Source organism: Methylobacterium sp. A54F, assembly GCF_053346035.1.
In genome coordinates this window covers 77,812-92,577 of sequence record NZ_JBKFBF010000010.1, presented here as the reverse complement: position 1 = coordinate 92,577, position 14,766 = coordinate 77,812, and the positions used below count along the sequence as shown (strand labels likewise).

Sequence of the window (14,766 nt, the reverse complement as noted above, 5' to 3'; positions counted from 1 at the left end):
CAATGCGCAAGGGCGCCGCAGCGCGACGCAACCGGGCCGGGGGACGGGGGCCCGCGGCGGGGCCTCCGGAGGGCCGCCCGGGGCCCGCCCGCGACCCCGGCCGGCGGCCCGGGGCGGTTCGAATCGGACGGCCGGGGGTCGAATCGGCGGCCCGGCCGGGCCGCTACTCGGCGGCGGCGCGGCGACCGGAGGGCGGTGTCGCGGGCCGGCGGGCCAGGACGTCGCGCAGGAAGCGGCCGGTGTGGCTCGCGGCCGACTTCGCGATCTGCTCCGGCGTGCCCTGGGCCACCACGACGCCGCCGCCGTCGCCGCCCTCGGGCCCCATGTCGATCACCCAGTCGGCGGTCTTGATCACCTCGAGGTTGTGCTCGATCACCACCACCGTGTTGCCCTGGTCCACGAGTTCGTGGAGCACTTCCATGAGCTTGGCGACGTCGTGGAAGTGCAGGCCCGTGGTCGGCTCGTCGAGGATGTAGAGGGTGCGCCCCGTCGCGCGCTTGGCGAGCTCCTTCGAGAGCTTCACGCGCTGCGCCTCGCCCCCCGACAGGGTGGTGGCCTGCTGCCCGACATGAACGTAGTGCAGGCCGACGCGGGCGAGCGTCTCCATCTTCTCGCGGATCGCCGGCACCGCCTTGAACAGGTCGGCGGCCTCCTCCACCGTCATGTCGAGCACGTCGGCGATCGACTTGGCGCGGTAGCGCACCTCCAGGGTCTCGCGGTCGTAGCGCTTGCCCTTGCAGACGTCGCAGGTGACGTAGACGTCGGGCAGGAAGTGCATCTCGATCTTGATGACGCCGTCGCCCGAGCAGGCCTCGCAGCGACCTCCCTTGACGTTGAAGCTGAACCGGCCGGGCTGGTAGCCCCGCGCCTTGGCCTCGGGCAGCCCAGCGAACCAGTCGCGGATCGGCGTGAAGGCGCCGATGTAGGTGGCGGGGTTCGAGCGCGGCGTGCGGCCGATCGGCGACTGGTCGATGTCGATGACCTTGTCGAGGTTCTCCAGCCCCTCCAGGCGCTCGTAGGGGGCGGGGTGCTCCAGCGCGCCGTTCAGCTTCTTGGCCACCGCCTTGTAGAGGGTGTCGATCACGAGGGTCGACTTGCCGCCCCCCGAGACGCCGGTGATGCACGTGAAGGTCCCGAGCGGGATCTCGACGGAGACGTTCTTCAGGTTGTTGCCCCGGGCGCCGACGAGCTTGAGGCTGCCCTTGCGGCCCTTGCGGCGGGCCGTGGGGGTGCGCACCGTCATCTCGCCGGTGAGGTACTTCGCGGTGAGCGAGGCGGGGTTGGCCAGCACCTCGGCGGGGGTCCCCTGCGCGATGATCTCGCCGCCGTGGATCCCTGCGCCCGGCCCGACATCGACCACGTAGTCGGCCTGCAGGATCGCGTCCTCGTCGTGCTCCACCACGATCACCGAGTTGCCGAGGTCGCGCAGGCGCTTGAGGGTGCCGAGCAGGCGCTCGTTGTCGCGCTGGTGCAGGCCGATCGAGGGCTCGTCGAGGACGTAGAGCACGCCCGTCAGCCCCGAGCCGATCTGCGAGGCGAGGCGGATGCGCTGGCTCTCGCCGCCCGACAGCGAGCCGGAGCCGCGCGCGAGCGTCAGGTATTCGAGGCCGACATCCACCAGGAAGGTGAGGCGGTCGCGGATCTCCTTGAGGATGCGCACCGCGATCTCGTTCTGCTTGCCGGTGAGCTTGCCCGGCAGCTCCGAGAACCAGCGGTGGGCCTCGCGCACCGACAGCGCCGTGACCTCGCCGACGTCCTGCATCGCGACCTTCACGGCGAGCGCCTCGGGCTTCAGCCGCTTGCCCGCGCAGGCCCCGCAGGGCGTCTCGCTCATGAAGCGGCCGATCTCCTCGCGGCTCGCGTCGCTCTCCGTCTCCTTGTAGCGGCGCTCCAGGTTCGGGATCACGCCCTCGAAGGGCTTGTTCACCGCGTAGGCCCGCAGGCCGTCGTCGTACTCGAAGCGCACCGGCTGCGCGCCGGAGCCGTAGAGGATCACGGCGCGGGCGGCCTGGGGCAGGGCGGACCAGGCGACGGTGGTCTTGAAGCCGTAGTGCTTGGCGAGCGCGTCGAGGGTCTGCCCGTAATAGGGGGAGGTCGACTTCGCCCAGGGCGCCACCGCCCCGCGCTTCAGGCTCAAGGCCTCGTCGGAGATGACGAGCTCGGGGTCGATCCGCATCTCGTGGCCGATGCCCCCGCAGGTCGGGCAGGCCCCGAAGGGGTTGTTGAAGGAGAACAGCCGCGGCTCGATCTCGGGGATCGTGAAGCCGGAGACCGGGCAGGCGAAGCGCGACGAGAAGGTGACGGGCTCGGGCACCGCCCCGCCCTCGGGGGCGTCGGCGAACTCGATCACCGCGATGCCGTCGGCGAGCTCCAGGGCCGTCTCGAAGGACTCGGCGAGGCGCGAGCCGATGTCGGGGCGCACCACGATGCGGTCCACCACCACGTCGATGTCGTGCTTCAGCTTCTTGTCGAGCTTGGGCACGTCGTCGATCGGGTAGAGTTCCCCGTCGACGCGCAGGCGCTGGAAGCCCTTCTTCTGGAACTCCGCGATCTCCTTGCGGTACTCGCCCTTGCGGCCGCGCACCACGGGGGCGAGCAGGTAGAGGCGGCTCTTCTCGGGGAGCGCCAGCACCCGGTCGACCATCTGGCTCACGGTCTGGCTCTCGATGGGGAGCCCCGTGGCGGGCGAGTAGGGGATGCCGACCCGCGCCCAGAGGAGGCGCATGTAGTCGTAGATCTCGGTGACGGTGCCGACCGTCGAGCGGGGGTTCTTCGAGGTGGTCTTCTGCTCGATGGAGATGGCCGGCGAGAGCCCGTCGATCTGGTCGACGTCGGGCTTGGACATCATCTCCAGGAACTGCCGCGCGTAGGCCGAGAGCGACTCGACGTAGCGGCGCTGCCCCTCCGCGTAGATCGTGTCGAAGGCGAGCGACGACTTGCCGGAGCCGGACAGCCCGGTGAACACCACGAGCTTGTCCCTGGGGATCGTCAGGTCGACGTTCTTCAGGTTGTGCTCGCGGGCGCCCCGCACCGCGATCACCCGCTCGTCCCGGGCGCCGTCGAACAGCGCCGCCATGCGGGCGTCGCGCGCGTCCTCCGCCGCCGCCGGTGCCGCGCTCACGATCTCCGCGCCCGATGCCTTGGAACGACGCGGAGGCTTGGCGCTGCGGGAAGGCTCGACGCTGCGGGAAGGCTTGGCGGCTTGGGCTTTGGCCATGGGGCAGCGGTTCTCTCGGGGCAGTCTCGGCCTGACGGCGGCACGGCGCGGCGCGCCGATGCAACCGCCATGTGGAGGCTTGCGCCCCGCGGACAAGGCGGACGCGGCGCAGGGCCGGCTCGCGGGCCCGGGCGCGGAGCGATCCCAGGGCGGCGCGAGGCGCGCGCGGGCATGCTTAGAACGAAAAGAGTACAGGATCAACGCCGCCGCGGCGCCCCGGGATGACGCGGGGCGTGTCACAGGGCGCCCCCGTTGCGCCGCCCGGAGAACTCCAACGGTTCAATCCAGCTGCTCATATATGCAGCAACGGCGCCTTTTCTTAAGCAATTCCTGTACTTTCAACCGGGTGTTTACCGGCACGGATACACACCCGTTAACGCTCGCGGCCGCTCCGCGAAAGCATTGTTTCCCTGTTTCGTACCTTGCCGGGTGTTCGCATGTCGGGTGGTTTGCTGTCGCGTGGTCCGGTCTCGGGTCGCTCCCTGTCCGGAGGCTTCCTGGCCTCCCTGCGCGGGCGCATCCTCGCGGTGGCGCTGGCCCCCTGCCTCGCCTTCGCGGCGGTGGCGGCCTTGGCGGTGCACGAGCGCTGGGAGCAGCGCGACGGCATGGCCCGGGTGGAGCAGGGCGTCGGGCTCGCCGCCCGCATCAGCGCCTTCGTGCACGAGGCCCAGCGCGAGCGCGGCGCCTCCAGCCTGTTCCTCGGCTCGAAGGGCACCCAGTTCCGGGCGGAGCTCGACGCGCAGCGCGCCCGCACCGACGCGGCCGCCCGCGGCCTCGCCGAGGCCGTGACCGGGCCCGGCAGCGCCGCCCTCGGGTCCGGCCTCGCCCGCCGGGTCGCCGCCCTCGCCGACGGCCTCGGCCGGGTGGCGGGCGAGCGGCGGGCGATCGACGCCCTCGCCCTCGCCCCGCCCCAGGCGGCCGCCTTCTTCACCGGCCTGATCGGGGAGGGCCTCGGCGCGGTGCGCGAGATGGCCGCCGCGGTGGCGGATGCGGGCATCGCCAACCGGGTGGCCACCTACGCGGCCTTCCTGGAGCTGAAGGAGTTCGCCGGTCAGGAGCGGGCGGCGGCCTCCGCGATCATCGCGGCGGGCAGCCTCGACCTCGCCGGGCTGAAGCGCCTCGCGACGCTCTCGGCGAGCCAGGCCACCTTCGCGGGCCAGTTCCGGGCCCGGGCGCAGGGCGCGGGGATCGCGGCCCTCGAGGCGGCCGAGGCCGGGGAGGCGGCCCGCGAGGTCGCCCGCCAGCGCGGGGCGATCCTCGACACGCTGCCGGGCGCGGCCCTGCCCGTGCACGACGCCCCCCTCTGGTTCAAGCTCGCCAGCCAGCGCATCGACGCCCTCAAGGGCGTCGAGGACGGCCTGACCGCGGAGCTCGCGGCCGCCGCCGGGCAGGTCCGCGCCGCCGCCGACCGCAGCCTCGCGGCCTGGGCCGGCGCGGGGCTCGCGATCCTCCTCGCCTCGGCCGCCCTCGCGGTCGCCCTCGGCACGGCGGTGGCCCGCCCCCTGATCCAGATGTCGCGGGCGCTCACCGCCATCGGGCGCGGGGCGGAGGACGTCGCGATCCCGGCGGGCGGCCCCCGCGAGGTGCGCGCGATCGCCGGGGCGGCGGTGGAGTTCCGCGACAGCCTGGCGGAGCGGCGCCGGATCCGCGCCGAGCAGGAGCAGATGGCCGCCGCGGCCCAGGCCGCCCAGCGCGCCGCCGCCCTCGGCCTCGCCGACGGCTTCGAGGGCCAGGTCGGCGGGATCGTCGAGGCCGTCTCGACGGCCGCCGCCCAGCTCGAGGCCGCCGCCCGCGGTATGGCCACGGCGGCCGACGACACCACCAGCCTCAGCCAGGCGGTGGCGAGCGCCTCGCACGAGGCCGCGCTCTCGGCCGACACCGTCGCGGCCGCCACCGAGGAGCTCTCGGCCTCGGTGCGCGAGATCGGCACGCAGGTCACCGCCTCGGCGGACCTCGCCGCGGCGGCGGAGCGCGACGCCACCGGCATGGCCGGCGAGGTGGCGCGCCTCGCCCAGGCCGCCGGCAGCATCGGACAGATCGTCGGACTGATCTCGGACATCGCCGGGCAGACGAACCTGCTCGCGCTCAACGCCACCATCGAGGCGGCGCGCGCGGGCGACGCGGGCCGGGGCTTCGCGGTCGTCGCCGCCGAGGTGAAGAACCTCGCGGGCCAGACGGCGCGGGCCACCGACGAGATCGCCGCCAAGGTCGCGGAGATCACCGCCTCGACGGACGCCTCGGTGGCGGCGATCGGGGGCATCACGGCCGTGATCCAGCGCCTCGCCCGGGTCGGCGGCGACATCGCCGCGGCGGTGGAGGAGCAGGGCGCGGCGACCACCGAGATCGCCCGCACCACCGCCCAGACCTCGGCCGGCACCCGCGCCGTGTCGGGCCACATCGCGGGCGTCAGCGAGGCCGCGTCCACCGCGAGCTCGGGCTCGGCCCAGGTGCTCGCGGCCGCGAGCGACCTGTCGCGCCAGGCCGGCGCCCTGCGCGGCACGGTGGGGCACTTCCTGGCGAGCGTGCGCGCGGGCTGAGAGCCCGTTCGTGAGTGCCGGGACCCTCGGCGATCCCTGGAGGGCTCCTTCGAGGCTCCGCTTCGCTGCGCACCTCAGGATGAGGGCGCGGGTGGGAGGCAGCCGGCACCCGGCGGATCCCACCCACTCACCTCATCCTGAGGTGCCCCCGCCAGGGGGCCTCGAAGGAGCCCTCCAGCGGACGCGCGCTTCCTGGAGCCCTCCTTCGAGGCTCCGCTTCGCTGCGCGCCTCAGGATGAGGGCGCGGATGGGAGGCAGCCATCACCCGGCGGATCCCATCCACCCACCTCATCCTGAGGTGCCCCCGCCAGGGGGCCTCGAAGGAGCCCTCCAGGGATCGCGGAGGATCCTGGGATCCATGCCGAACGGGTATCAATCACCCGCCTGGAACCCCGAGAGCGGTGCGGCGACCCGGCAGACGAGGCCGCCAGGCTCGTAGGCGAGGACCACCCGCCCCCCGATGGCCCCGGCGAGCCCGCGCTCGATCAGGCGCGAGCCGAAGCCCTTGCGGGTCGGCGGCAGCACCGGCGGCCCGCCCGCCTCGACCCAGGTCATCCGGACCTCGGGGTCGGCGCCGTCCACGGCAACCGTCCAGGTCAGGCCGACGCGCCCGGCCGGCACCGAGAGGGCCCCGTACTTGACCGCGTTGGTGGCGAGCTCGTGCACCATCAGGGCGAGCGACAGGGCGGCCCGCGGGCCGACCCGGAGGTCGGGCCCGCCCAGCCTGAAGCGCTCGGGCTGCCGGTCGTCGTGGATGGCGAGCGCCCCGGTGATCACGCTGCGGATGTCGGCGCCCTCGCCCTCGCCCGTGAGCAGGATGTCGTGCGCCTTGCCGAGCGCAATCAGGCGGTCGGCCAGCGCCTCCTTGGCGGCGTCGAGCCCGGACGCGTTGCGCAGCGTCTGCGAGGCGATGGCCTGGACCATCGCGAGGATGTTCTTCAGCCGGTGGCTCAGCTCGCGGTTGAGGAGCCGCTGCTGGTCCTCGGCGTGGAGCCGCCCGAGCGCGCCCCAGGCCCGCTCCCCGACCTCGCGGGCGAAGGCCACTTCCGCCGGGTCGAGGGTGTACGGCGACCGCCACTGGGCGAACAGCACGCCCGCGAGGCGCCCGCGCCGCATCAGCGGCACCGCGAGCACGGCGCGCAGGCCGAGGGCCGCATAGGCCGGCGCATCCGCGGGCAGCTCCGCGACGTCGGCCGCCGCCACGGCCTCGCCCCGGCGCAGCCGAGCCAGGGTCTCGGGGATGGCGGAGAGGCCGGGCAACCGCTCCCCGGCCGCCTCGGGCCACCCCGTGACGACCGCGATCCGCTCCGCCTCGGGGTCGAGCGTGCCGTAGGCGGCCGCGTCGGCCTGCAGCCCGCGCCCGAGGACGGCGACGGCGGTGCGCAGGATCTCGGCCGCCCGCGGCCCGTCGCGCAGGGCGTCGCTCAGGGCGATCAGCGCGCGCCGGCGCTCGTCGGCGAGGGCGGTGCGGGTGATGTCCTCGATCATCGCGGTGGTCTGGATGCGGTCCCCCAGCACCTGCGAGACCAGGTTGACCCGGGCCCGGATGATGCGGCCGTCCGCGCGGCGGTAGCGCTTGACCAGGGTCTCCTGCATGATCTCGCCGGCCGCGAGCCGGCGGTGCAGGGCGTCGCGCTCGCCCGCGTCCTCCTCGGGCGTCCAGCGCACGACGGAGTGGCCGACGATGGCCTCCGGCGGCGCGCCCCAGATCTCGCAGAGCTTGGGGTTGACCCGCTCGGCCCGGAGGGTCTGGGGGTCGAGCTGCACGATGCCGATGTTGGCGCCCTCGAAGATCGCCCGGAACTCGGCGGCCGCCCGGTTGCGCTCGGTGACGTCGAGCATCGCGCCGATCATCCGGCGGGCCCCGCCGTCGGGGGACCGGACCATGTAGCCGCGGTCGAGCACCTCGGCGTAGCGGCCGTCGGCCCGGGCGAAGCGGTACTCGTGGCTCCACTCGCTGGCGGTCCCGCCGATCACCGCGCGGATGTCGGCCTCCACCCGCGCCCGGTCGTCCGGGTGGATCCGCCCGAGCCGCCACGCGCCCGTCGGCTCGATCCCCTCGGGATCCCAGCCGTAGGTCGTGCGCAGGGCCTCGTTCCAGAGCACCACGTCGGCGACGAGGTCCCAGTCCCAGATCGCGTCGTTGGTGGCGAGGGTGACGAGGCGGTAGCGGTCGCGCGTCGCCTCGAGGGCGAGCTCCGCCTCCTTGCGGGCGGTGACGTCCTGCACGGTCCCGACGAGACGGGTGGCCCGCCCGCCCGCCACCACGAGCCGGCCCCGGGCCGCGATCCAGGTCGTGCCGCCGCCGGCCCGCACCACCCGGTACTCGCTCGCGAACACGCCCGGCCCCGCCGGGTCGATGGAGGCACGGAGCGCGGCGTCGACGCGGTCGCGGTCCTCCGGGTGGAGGGCCGTCAGGAAGCTGCCGTCGTAGGTCACGGACGCGTCCGGCCCGACCCCGAACAGGGCCCGGGTGGCGGCGTCCCAGTCGAGCCGGCCGGCGAGGAGATCGTGGTCCCAGATGCCGATCCCGCTGCCCTCGACGGCGAGGCGCAGCAGGAGCGCGCTCTCGCCGAGGCGGACCATCGCGTCGCTGGCGGGGGCGTCCGGCATCGGCGGCGGTCAGGCGCGGGGGCGGGGCAGGGCGTGGGGGCGGGACAAGGCGCGTCTCGGGGCGGGGCCGGCGCCCGGCGCCGTCACCGCGTCGCGTCCGCGATGGTCCGAAGGAGATTGGACACGCGTCGCTCCTCCGGCTCGGGGGGCGGGTCGAGGGTGACGAGTTCGCCGGACGGGGCGTAGACGGCGCCCAGCACGGCCTCGAAGTGGCGCCGGACGGTGCCGTGGCACTCGCAGGCGGCCCGCTCCATCTCGGCACGGTTGACGATGGTGATGCGCCCCCGCCCGACCTCGATCAAGCCCTGCTGCTGGAGGATGCGCAGGATCCGGGTCAGGTAGGTGCGCTGCACCCCGAGCATCGCCGCGAGCAGCTCGTGCGTCACGGGCAGGACCGGCCGGCCGGTGCGGTCCTGGAGGGTCATCAGCCAGCGCAGGCAGCGCTGCTCGATCGGGTGCAGGGCGTTGCAGGCCACCGACTGCAGCACCTGCGCGAGCAGGCAGTCCGAGTAGCGGGTGAAGAGGTTGCGCAGGTGCCCGGAGCGCAGCTGCGCCTCCTGCAGGCGCCCCGCCTCCATGCGCAGGACCGGGCCGGCGATCTGGACGACCGCGTGGGTCGAGGCCGGCAGGCAGCCGTTGCTCACGACGCCGCCGACCGCCCCCTCGTGGCCGATCGTGGCCGTCTCGGCGCTGCGCCCGTCCTGCATCGCGATGACGAGGGTCACCACCGTCTGCGCGCACGGGAAGGAGATGTAGGCGACGTCCGAGCCCGCCTGGAACAGCGTCTCGCCCTTGCGGAACTCCGCGAGCTCGAGGTGGGGCGCCAGGAGCGCCTGGTCCGCGCCGCTAAGTGCCTTCAGCAGAAGGTTGCCGTCCGGGAAGAACTCGGGAGCCGTCGACATGCCGCGTACAAGATAGGGTTCGTCCAGCCCTTCCTACAACAACGCTCAGCTTCTGGTCTGTCCGATAGTAGACAGATCACGGTGATTTTGCGTCCCGGAGCGCACGAAATCCGGCCCGTCCGGCGGCTCTACCATTCACTTGCGGGCCATTTCCCGGTCCCGTCCGGGTCACTTCCCGGTGCAGAGCCCCTGGGCGGTGAGGCGGCGGTGGTCGCGGGGGTCGCAGTCGGTGGCCAGGAAGGAGGCCCACTCGGCCTGGGTGCCGTAGAAGGCGTTGCGGTCGACGTCGCCGCGCACGCCGGGCACCCGGCCCGTCGAGGTGAACTGCCACAGCATCCACTGGCGGTTGGCGAAGCGCTGCTCGGGCTCGGCCGCCGTGGAGCGGACCCAGTGCGGGTAGTCCGGCAGCTCGCCCTCGAGGACGTCCTTGTGGAAGGTGATGTCGGTGTAGATGATCGGCCGCTTGCCCGTGTAGGCCTCCATCTCGGTGAGCATCGAGCGGATCATGGCGAGGGCCTGCGGCTTCGGCAGCCGCTTCGGGCAGGTCTGGGAATGCCCGTTCCACTCGACGTCGAGGACCGGGGGCAGGGCGGTGGGGTCGTTCGGCACGTTCCGCTTGAACCAGGCCATCTGCTCTTCGGGGGCCCGGCACCAGAACACGAAGTGGTAGGCGCCGCGCGGCACCCCGGCGCGCCCCGCCCCGTCCCAGTTCTCGCGGAAGCGCTCGTCCACGTGGTCGCCCCCCTCGGTCGCCTTGATGAAGGCGAACTGGGTCCCGGCCCCGCGCACCGAGGCCCAGTCGACGGGCCCCTGCCACTTCGAGATGTCGATGCCCTGGATCGGGTGCTGCTTGGCCCGCGCCACGCCCGGATGGGGCTTGGCGTCGCCCTTGGTGGGGTAGAAGTCGCTGTTGGAGGCACAGGCCGCGAGCCCGGCGAGGATCGCGCCGGCGGAGACCCGGGCGGCGGCCCGCCTCAGCCCCGCCGCGCTGCGGACGATGCTGGACAGCGGGCCGGACGGCCGTTGGACAAACCCGTTCCTCAGCGACATCGATGCCCGGCCCGTCCGTTTCCATGCGCTCCGTACAGGGGTATTCGATGACCCCTGCGCGGTTAACAGACCTTTGACGGCAATGCGGCGGAATTCCGGAACGCGTTGCGGCCCCGCCACATAGGCCGGCGCGGCGCTCCGGAGACGCTTGCGGATCCGCCGCTAAGACACGGCCGTTCCACGTGTTTCGGAGCCAGGACCTTGAGCAAGACCCTGTTTACCATCGGCTACGAAGGCCTCGACCAGGAGCGCCTGATCGCCGCCCTGAAGGATGCGGGGGTAGGGGTACTCGCCGACGTGCGGGCGGTCGCGAACTCGCGCAAGCGCGGCTTCTCGAAGGGCGCCCTGCGGGCGGGGCTGGAGGGCGCGGGCCTCGGCTACGACCACGCGCGCAGCCTCGGCACGCCGAAGGCCGGCCGGGAGGCCGCCCGCGCGCACGACGCCGCGCTGATGCGCCGGATCTACTGCGAGGAGGTGCTCGACACGGCCGACGGTGGCCTCGCCCTCGACGCGCTCGCGCGCCTCGCCGGGGAGGCGCCGACCTGCCTGCTCTGCTTCGAGCGCGACCCGGAGCGCTGCCACCGGCGGGTGCTGGCCGAGCGCCTGGAGGCCCGGGGCTTCGTGACGGTGGACCTGTTCGGCTGACCGGGAGCGCCTCTCAGGTCGAGGCTTCGAGGCCGAGCCCGTAGCGGCCGCGCGGCAGCCGGATCCAGGCCGGCAGGCGCGGGACGACCCGGGCGAGGGGGTTGCGGCGGCCGGCGTGCAGGAGGGCCTGCAGAAGGGCCTGGACGAGGCGCTGGCTGCGGGCCTCCAGCCCGGAGATGCGGGCCCGCAGGCGGGTCGAGGGGCGCGGCGCGCGCACCGAGACGGCGCGGCCGAGGGGCACGACCGGGGTCTCCGGCGCCTCGACGGGCACGTAGAGCGCCTCGAAGAACGAGAGTTCGAGGACGGTCGCCCCGGTCTCGTCGGTTACCACCATCGCGGCGTTGAGGAGCCGCGGCTCGCCGCCGTGGTGGGTCACGAGGCGGCGCACGATGGTGCGGGCCACCTCGCGGGCCTCGTCGAGGCTGGCGACGCACTGGCCCGTGCGCTCGGGCAGGAAGGCCTCGTCGAGGCGGATGTTGAAGAAGACGCGATCCATGACGGGACTCTCCCTGGTCGGGCGAGCGCGGAACGAGGGGCCCGGGCCATCGGCCGCGAGCCGCCTCCGGGGCCGGGGCGAAATGCCGGGCCGCCGCGCTCTCGGGGGCGGGCGCGCGCGGCGGTCAGGCCGCCGCGGCGGCCTCCTCGGGGCTCGGGGCGGCTTTCTGATGGGCTTCGGCCCTCGGAGGGGCCTCCGCCTTCGGCGCGAACGCGTCGGCGAGCAGGTTCAGGCGCTGGGCCATGTCCCGCACCTCGTTGAGCGCGATCGACTTCTGGCCCTCCTTCACCGCCCGGGTGATGTCGCTGATCTGCGTCGTCGCGATCCGCTTCAGCTCGGCGGCAAGCTGGTCCTTCGTCATCATCCACGCACCCGCGGTTACCCTTAACGCGGGGAGGATCCTGCCCGACGCCCGTTACCATCGGGTTTCGAAGCGCCTCGCCCCCCGGGCCGCCCCACGGGCGGCCCGGTCGGGCGGGGTCGGTGCGCATCAGGAGAGGTTCGGCGCGCGCCGCAGGCCACCGGCGAGGGTGACCCCGATCCGGAACAGCAGTTCCTCGACCAGGAGCTTCATCTCCGGGGTGCCGCTCCGCTCGATCAGCGCGTGCGCCTCGATGCAGATCTCGGCGAGGCGGACGACCTCCCGGTCCGCCTCCCCCGCTTTGGCTGGGTTGGGTCTGGTCATGTCAGCTCGCAAGGCGTCGGGTTGGAAGGGCGCCCGCCGTGATCACGGAGGCGTCGTCGCCCCGGGTCTCGCGCAGGCGGCTCAGGGTGCGATGGTCGAAGGCCGCGACGACCGCGACGGTGTCCTCGCCGGAGATCGGCCGCGGCAGCCCGAGGGGCGTCACGCGGAAGTGGAGCTGGACGAGTCGCAGGAGCCAGAGCGGGTTCATCTCGATGACGATGGACGAGATGCCGCTCTCCAGGCCCCACTCGACGATTCCGGTGAGGAGCGCGCTGCCCACCGGGCTCAGCATGCGGCCGCGGTCGCGGCGGTCGCGGCGGACCGCGTAGCGCGTCCATTCCCAGACCTCCGGCCCGCGCGGGGTCGCCACCTCGCACAGCTCCGGCAGGACCTCGGTGAGGAGGTAGGGGCGGGTCGTCGGCAGCATGCGCTGATACCCGACGACGAGGTCGTCCTCGATGGCCAGCATGTGGACGGCGTGGCCGTCGTCGAAGTCGTCGATCTCGCGGCCATCGGGCTTCGCAAGGTCCGACCAGCCCTTCTCGTCGACGAAGACTTGGTGGCGCAGGCGATAAGCCTGTTCCATGGCGGCGGAATAGTGCGAAGCATTCTCGGGAGTAACGATGTGGATCATGTCGGCCTCCGGTTGGATGGCCGCCATTATCGGTCGCAGGTACAACCCATTATAGTACGCGATCGCGTACCATTCGACTTGAAGTAGTGCTCGTTCAGGTGATCAGGCGCCGCCGCAGGGCTTCCGCCACCGCGTGGGTGCGGCTCACCGTGCCGAGCTTGGCCCGGACCGAGCGCAGGTGCTTCTCCGCGCCGTGCTCGGAGATCGACATCAGCTCGCCGATCTCCCACTCGGTCTTGCCGTCGGAGGCCCATTTCAGCGCCTCGAGCTCGCGGGGCGTGAGCCGCGCGGGCGGCTCGCGCCGCTCGCTGAGGTTGAGCGAGCGGCCGAAGGCGTAGCTCGCCAGAAGTTGCAGCATCCCGCGGGTCTCCGGCGCGAGCGCGATCCGGTCGCCGCCGAAGCTGAAGCCCGCCACCCGGCCGTCGAGGGTGACGAGGGGAATCGTGAAGCCGTCGCGGAGCTTGAACTCGGAGGCCTCGCCCATCACCCGCCGCGCGGCGGCGTCGTCCCGCCAGCGCGGCTCGATCTCGGACCAGCGGAAGGGCGTCAGGTCCTCGGTCAGGCGCCGGATGGTCGGATCGCGGAAGAGGTGGCCGGCCCGGAAGTAGCGCTCGCTCCAGCCCGCGGGCGTCCGGTCGAGGAGGACGTGGGCGGCCTGCTCCCGCGGGCGGGTGCCGGGGATCGGGATCACGCCCGCGAAGGTGCTCTCGATGCCGAGCGGCCGCACGGCCGCCTCCAGGAGGCCGGCGAGTTCGTCGATCGATGCGGCCCGGTCGAAATCCCCGAACACGCCGCTCGTGAGTTCCACGGTCTTGGGGTGCATGGTGGCCACCGCTGACTGGACAAGAGTCGCCTTCGCTTTTAAAGCGAAAAAACTCTCGACTCTAGGTTGCAGTTCGAGATTCAGCCACGAAAATCCGGCGCGAGGGACCGTTGCGGTGGACGAGGATCCCGAAGGCAACGACGAACGGCATTCCGCGGCCCTTCTGGCCCAAATCGCCGACATCCTTCGGCTCGATCCCGCGCATTTCTTCGCCGCGCTGCCGCCGGGGGCCGAGGCGGGCGGGGAAACCCTAGGCGGGCAGGGGCCTTCGGCCACGGAGACGGACGAGCTGCTCCGCCTGTTCAACGCGCTGAACGAGCCCGCCGCGCGCCGCTCCGCCATCGAGGCGGTGCGGCGGTGCCGGCAGGACCAGGATCCCGAGCCCGAGGGCTGAGCGGCGGCCGCCGCAGCGCCTCAGTCGGTGAAGGCGAGGGCGAGGTCGCGCCCGTCGCGGCGCACCACCCGGCAGGCGCGGGGCCGCGCGAAGGGCGTCGCCGTCAGCACGAAGGCGTCGGGCAGCGCTTCGGGCCGGTCGACCTCGATCCGCGCGCCGTCGTCCGAGGCGTCCCAGATGAGGCACTCGGATTCGGGGGCGCCGCCGCCCGGGCAGACGCGTCCGATCTGGAAGGCGTCGCGTCGTGTCGAGATCCGGCGCTCGGCGTCCATGGCCACCCCGCAGGCATGAGGTGGAGAAGCTGGCCACGGAGGATTAAGATTCCGTGGATGCCGGCATCGGGCCGTCCCGCGGGGCACGGTCCGGAACCGGCGGGCCGCGGACGCGCTTGCCCTGCCTTGGAGCAAGGATTTCGGGGCAGGGATGCCCGGCCCCGCTCGGAGGACGGCCATGGCTGAGGGAACCGACGACCTGGCGGGGGCGCGGGCCGAAATCGCCGCCCTCATCGCGGCTGAACTCGGGTACGGCGACCTCGACGCCCTGGGGCCGGAGGATCGCGGGCGCGTCGAGGCCGAGACCGAGCGGCTGCTCGCCAGCCAGGGCGCGGTCGTCCCCGACCGGTCCGACCCCCTCGCCGCCCATGTCCGGCTCCAGCGCCTCATCGCGGCCTATCGCGACCGGGCCGCTCTCAAGGGCGACGAGGACGACGCGCGCCTCGCTGCCGAGGGCGAGGTCTTCGCCCGCGAGGACGATGCCTGAAGGCGTTCCGC

At 73.2% G+C, this 14,766-nt stretch carries 14 protein-coding genes; 4 read left to right on the top strand and 10 right to left on the bottom strand.

The features are described 5' to 3' along the window. Positions 1–163 precede the first annotated feature (163 nt). Positions 164–3,217 carry an excinuclease ABC subunit UvrA gene (uvrA, locus tag ACLBXP_RS17265; RefSeq protein ID WP_447668982.1) on the bottom strand — a complete coding sequence of 1,018 codons (3,054 nt, stop codon included), beginning with the start codon at positions 3,215–3,217 and terminating at the stop codon, positions 164–166. Between the two features lie 437 nt (positions 3,218–3,654). Between uvrA and ACLBXP_RS17260 the strand changes: the two genes are divergently transcribed. Next, positions 3,655–5,754 carry a methyl-accepting chemotaxis protein gene (locus tag ACLBXP_RS17260; protein WP_447668981.1) on the top strand — a complete coding sequence of 700 codons (2,100 nt, stop codon included), beginning with the start codon at positions 3,655–3,657 and terminating at the stop codon, positions 5,752–5,754. 372 nt (positions 5,755–6,126) lie between these two features. On the opposite strand, the gene ACLBXP_RS17255 is transcribed toward ACLBXP_RS17260, so the two are convergent. From ACLBXP_RS17255 to ACLBXP_RS17245, 3 genes are all read right to left on the bottom strand, one after another. Continuing rightward, complete coding sequence (locus tag ACLBXP_RS17255) at positions 6,127–8,367, bottom strand: PAS domain-containing sensor histidine kinase (protein ID WP_447668980.1); 2,241 nt, start codon at positions 8,365–8,367, stop codon at positions 6,127–6,129. A gap of 83 nt (positions 8,368–8,450) precedes the next feature. Next, positions 8,451–9,269: a Crp/Fnr family transcriptional regulator gene (locus tag ACLBXP_RS17250; RefSeq protein WP_447668979.1), complete on the bottom strand. Its 819-nt coding sequence runs from the start codon at positions 9,267–9,269 to the stop codon at positions 8,451–8,453. A 168-nt stretch (positions 9,270–9,437) separates the two neighbouring features. After that, complete coding sequence (locus tag ACLBXP_RS17245) at positions 9,438–10,319, bottom strand: glycoside hydrolase family 25 protein (protein ID WP_447668978.1); 882 nt, start codon at positions 10,317–10,319, stop codon at positions 9,438–9,440. A gap of 201 nt (positions 10,320–10,520) precedes the next feature. Here ACLBXP_RS17245 and ACLBXP_RS17240 point away from each other — a divergent pair, with 201 nt between their 5' ends. Next, positions 10,521–10,964: a DUF488 domain-containing protein gene (locus ACLBXP_RS17240; RefSeq protein ID WP_447668977.1), complete on the top strand. Its 444-nt coding sequence runs from the start codon at positions 10,521–10,523 to the stop codon at positions 10,962–10,964. A 13-nt stretch (positions 10,965–10,977) separates the two neighbouring features. On the opposite strand, the gene ACLBXP_RS17235 is transcribed toward ACLBXP_RS17240, so the two are convergent. The 5 genes from ACLBXP_RS17235 to ACLBXP_RS17215 all read right to left on the bottom strand — a co-directional run bounded on the left by ACLBXP_RS17235 (position 10,978) and on the right by ACLBXP_RS17215 (position 13,602). Beyond that, complete coding sequence (locus ACLBXP_RS17235; RefSeq protein WP_447668976.1) at positions 10,978–11,460, bottom strand: DUF6894 family protein; 483 nt, start codon at positions 11,458–11,460, stop codon at positions 10,978–10,980. Between the two features lie 124 nt (positions 11,461–11,584). Next, positions 11,585–11,824: a hypothetical protein gene (locus ACLBXP_RS17230; RefSeq protein WP_447668975.1), complete on the bottom strand. Its 240-nt coding sequence runs from the start codon at positions 11,822–11,824 to the stop codon at positions 11,585–11,587. 126 nt (positions 11,825–11,950) lie between these two features. After that, on the bottom strand, positions 11,951–12,145 hold the full coding sequence (locus ACLBXP_RS17225; protein ID WP_447668974.1) for a hypothetical protein: 195 nt from the start codon (positions 12,143–12,145) through the stop codon (positions 11,951–11,953). 1 nt (position 12,146) lies between these two features. After that, entirely contained in the window at positions 12,147–12,779 is a 633-nt protein-coding gene (locus ACLBXP_RS17220) for an acyl-homoserine-lactone synthase (protein ID WP_447668973.1), read from the bottom strand. A 94-nt stretch (positions 12,780–12,873) separates the two neighbouring features. Further along, positions 12,874–13,602: an autoinducer binding domain-containing protein gene (locus tag ACLBXP_RS17215; RefSeq protein WP_447668972.1), complete on the bottom strand. Its 729-nt coding sequence runs from the start codon at positions 13,600–13,602 to the stop codon at positions 12,874–12,876. 115 nt (positions 13,603–13,717) lie between these two features. Here ACLBXP_RS17215 and ACLBXP_RS17210 point away from each other — a divergent pair, with 115 nt between their 5' ends. Next, entirely contained in the window at positions 13,718–13,996 is a 279-nt protein-coding gene (locus ACLBXP_RS17210) for a hypothetical protein (protein ID WP_447668971.1), read from the top strand. Positions 13,997–14,016: 20 nt separating this feature from the next. Here the strand turns inward: ACLBXP_RS17210 and ACLBXP_RS17205 are convergent, their stop codons facing one another. After that, a complete protein-coding gene (locus tag ACLBXP_RS17205) occupies positions 14,017–14,268 on the bottom strand; it encodes a pilus assembly protein PilZ (protein ID WP_447668970.1) in 252 nt (83 codons plus the stop codon). 178 nt (positions 14,269–14,446) lie between these two features. On the opposite strand from ACLBXP_RS17205, the gene ACLBXP_RS17200 reads away from it, so the two are divergent. Next, on the top strand, positions 14,447–14,755 hold the full coding sequence (locus ACLBXP_RS17200) for a hypothetical protein (RefSeq protein ID WP_447668969.1): 309 nt from the start codon (positions 14,447–14,449) through the stop codon (positions 14,753–14,755). Positions 14,756–14,766 lie beyond the last annotated feature (11 nt).

Coding starts and splice junctions, on each gene's coding strand:
- uvrA (WP_447668982.1), bottom strand. CDS start 3,217: ATGGCCAAAGCCCAAGCCGCCAAGCCTTCCCGCAGCGTCGAGCCTTCC.
- ACLBXP_RS17260 (WP_447668981.1), top strand. CDS start 3,655: ATGTCGGGTGGTTTGCTGTCGCGTGGTCCGGTCTCGGGTCGCTCCCTG.
- ACLBXP_RS17255 (WP_447668980.1), bottom strand. CDS start 8,367: ATGCCGGACGCCCCCGCCAGCGACGCGATGGTCCGCCTCGGCGAGAGC.
- ACLBXP_RS17250 (WP_447668979.1), bottom strand. CDS start 9,269: ATGTCGACGGCTCCCGAGTTCTTCCCGGACGGCAACCTTCTGCTGAAG.
- ACLBXP_RS17245 (WP_447668978.1), bottom strand. CDS start 10,319: ATGTCGCTGAGGAACGGGTTTGTCCAACGGCCGTCCGGCCCGCTGTCC.
- ACLBXP_RS17235 (WP_447668976.1), bottom strand. CDS start 11,460: ATGGATCGCGTCTTCTTCAACATCCGCCTCGACGAGGCCTTCCTGCCC.
- ACLBXP_RS17230 (WP_447668975.1), bottom strand. CDS start 11,824: ATGATGACGAAGGACCAGCTTGCCGCCGAGCTGAAGCGGATCGCGACG.
- ACLBXP_RS17225 (WP_447668974.1), bottom strand. CDS start 12,145: ATGACCAGACCCAACCCAGCCAAAGCGGGGGAGGCGGACCGGGAGGTC.
- ACLBXP_RS17220 (WP_447668973.1), bottom strand. CDS start 12,779: ATGATCCACATCGTTACTCCCGAGAATGCTTCGCACTATTCCGCCGCC.
- ACLBXP_RS17215 (WP_447668972.1), bottom strand. CDS start 13,602: ATGCACCCCAAGACCGTGGAACTCACGAGCGGCGTGTTCGGGGATTTC.
- ACLBXP_RS17205 (WP_447668970.1), bottom strand. CDS start 14,268: ATGGACGCCGAGCGCCGGATCTCGACACGACGCGACGCCTTCCAGATC.
- ACLBXP_RS17200 (WP_447668969.1), top strand. CDS start 14,447: ATGGCTGAGGGAACCGACGACCTGGCGGGGGCGCGGGCCGAAATCGCC.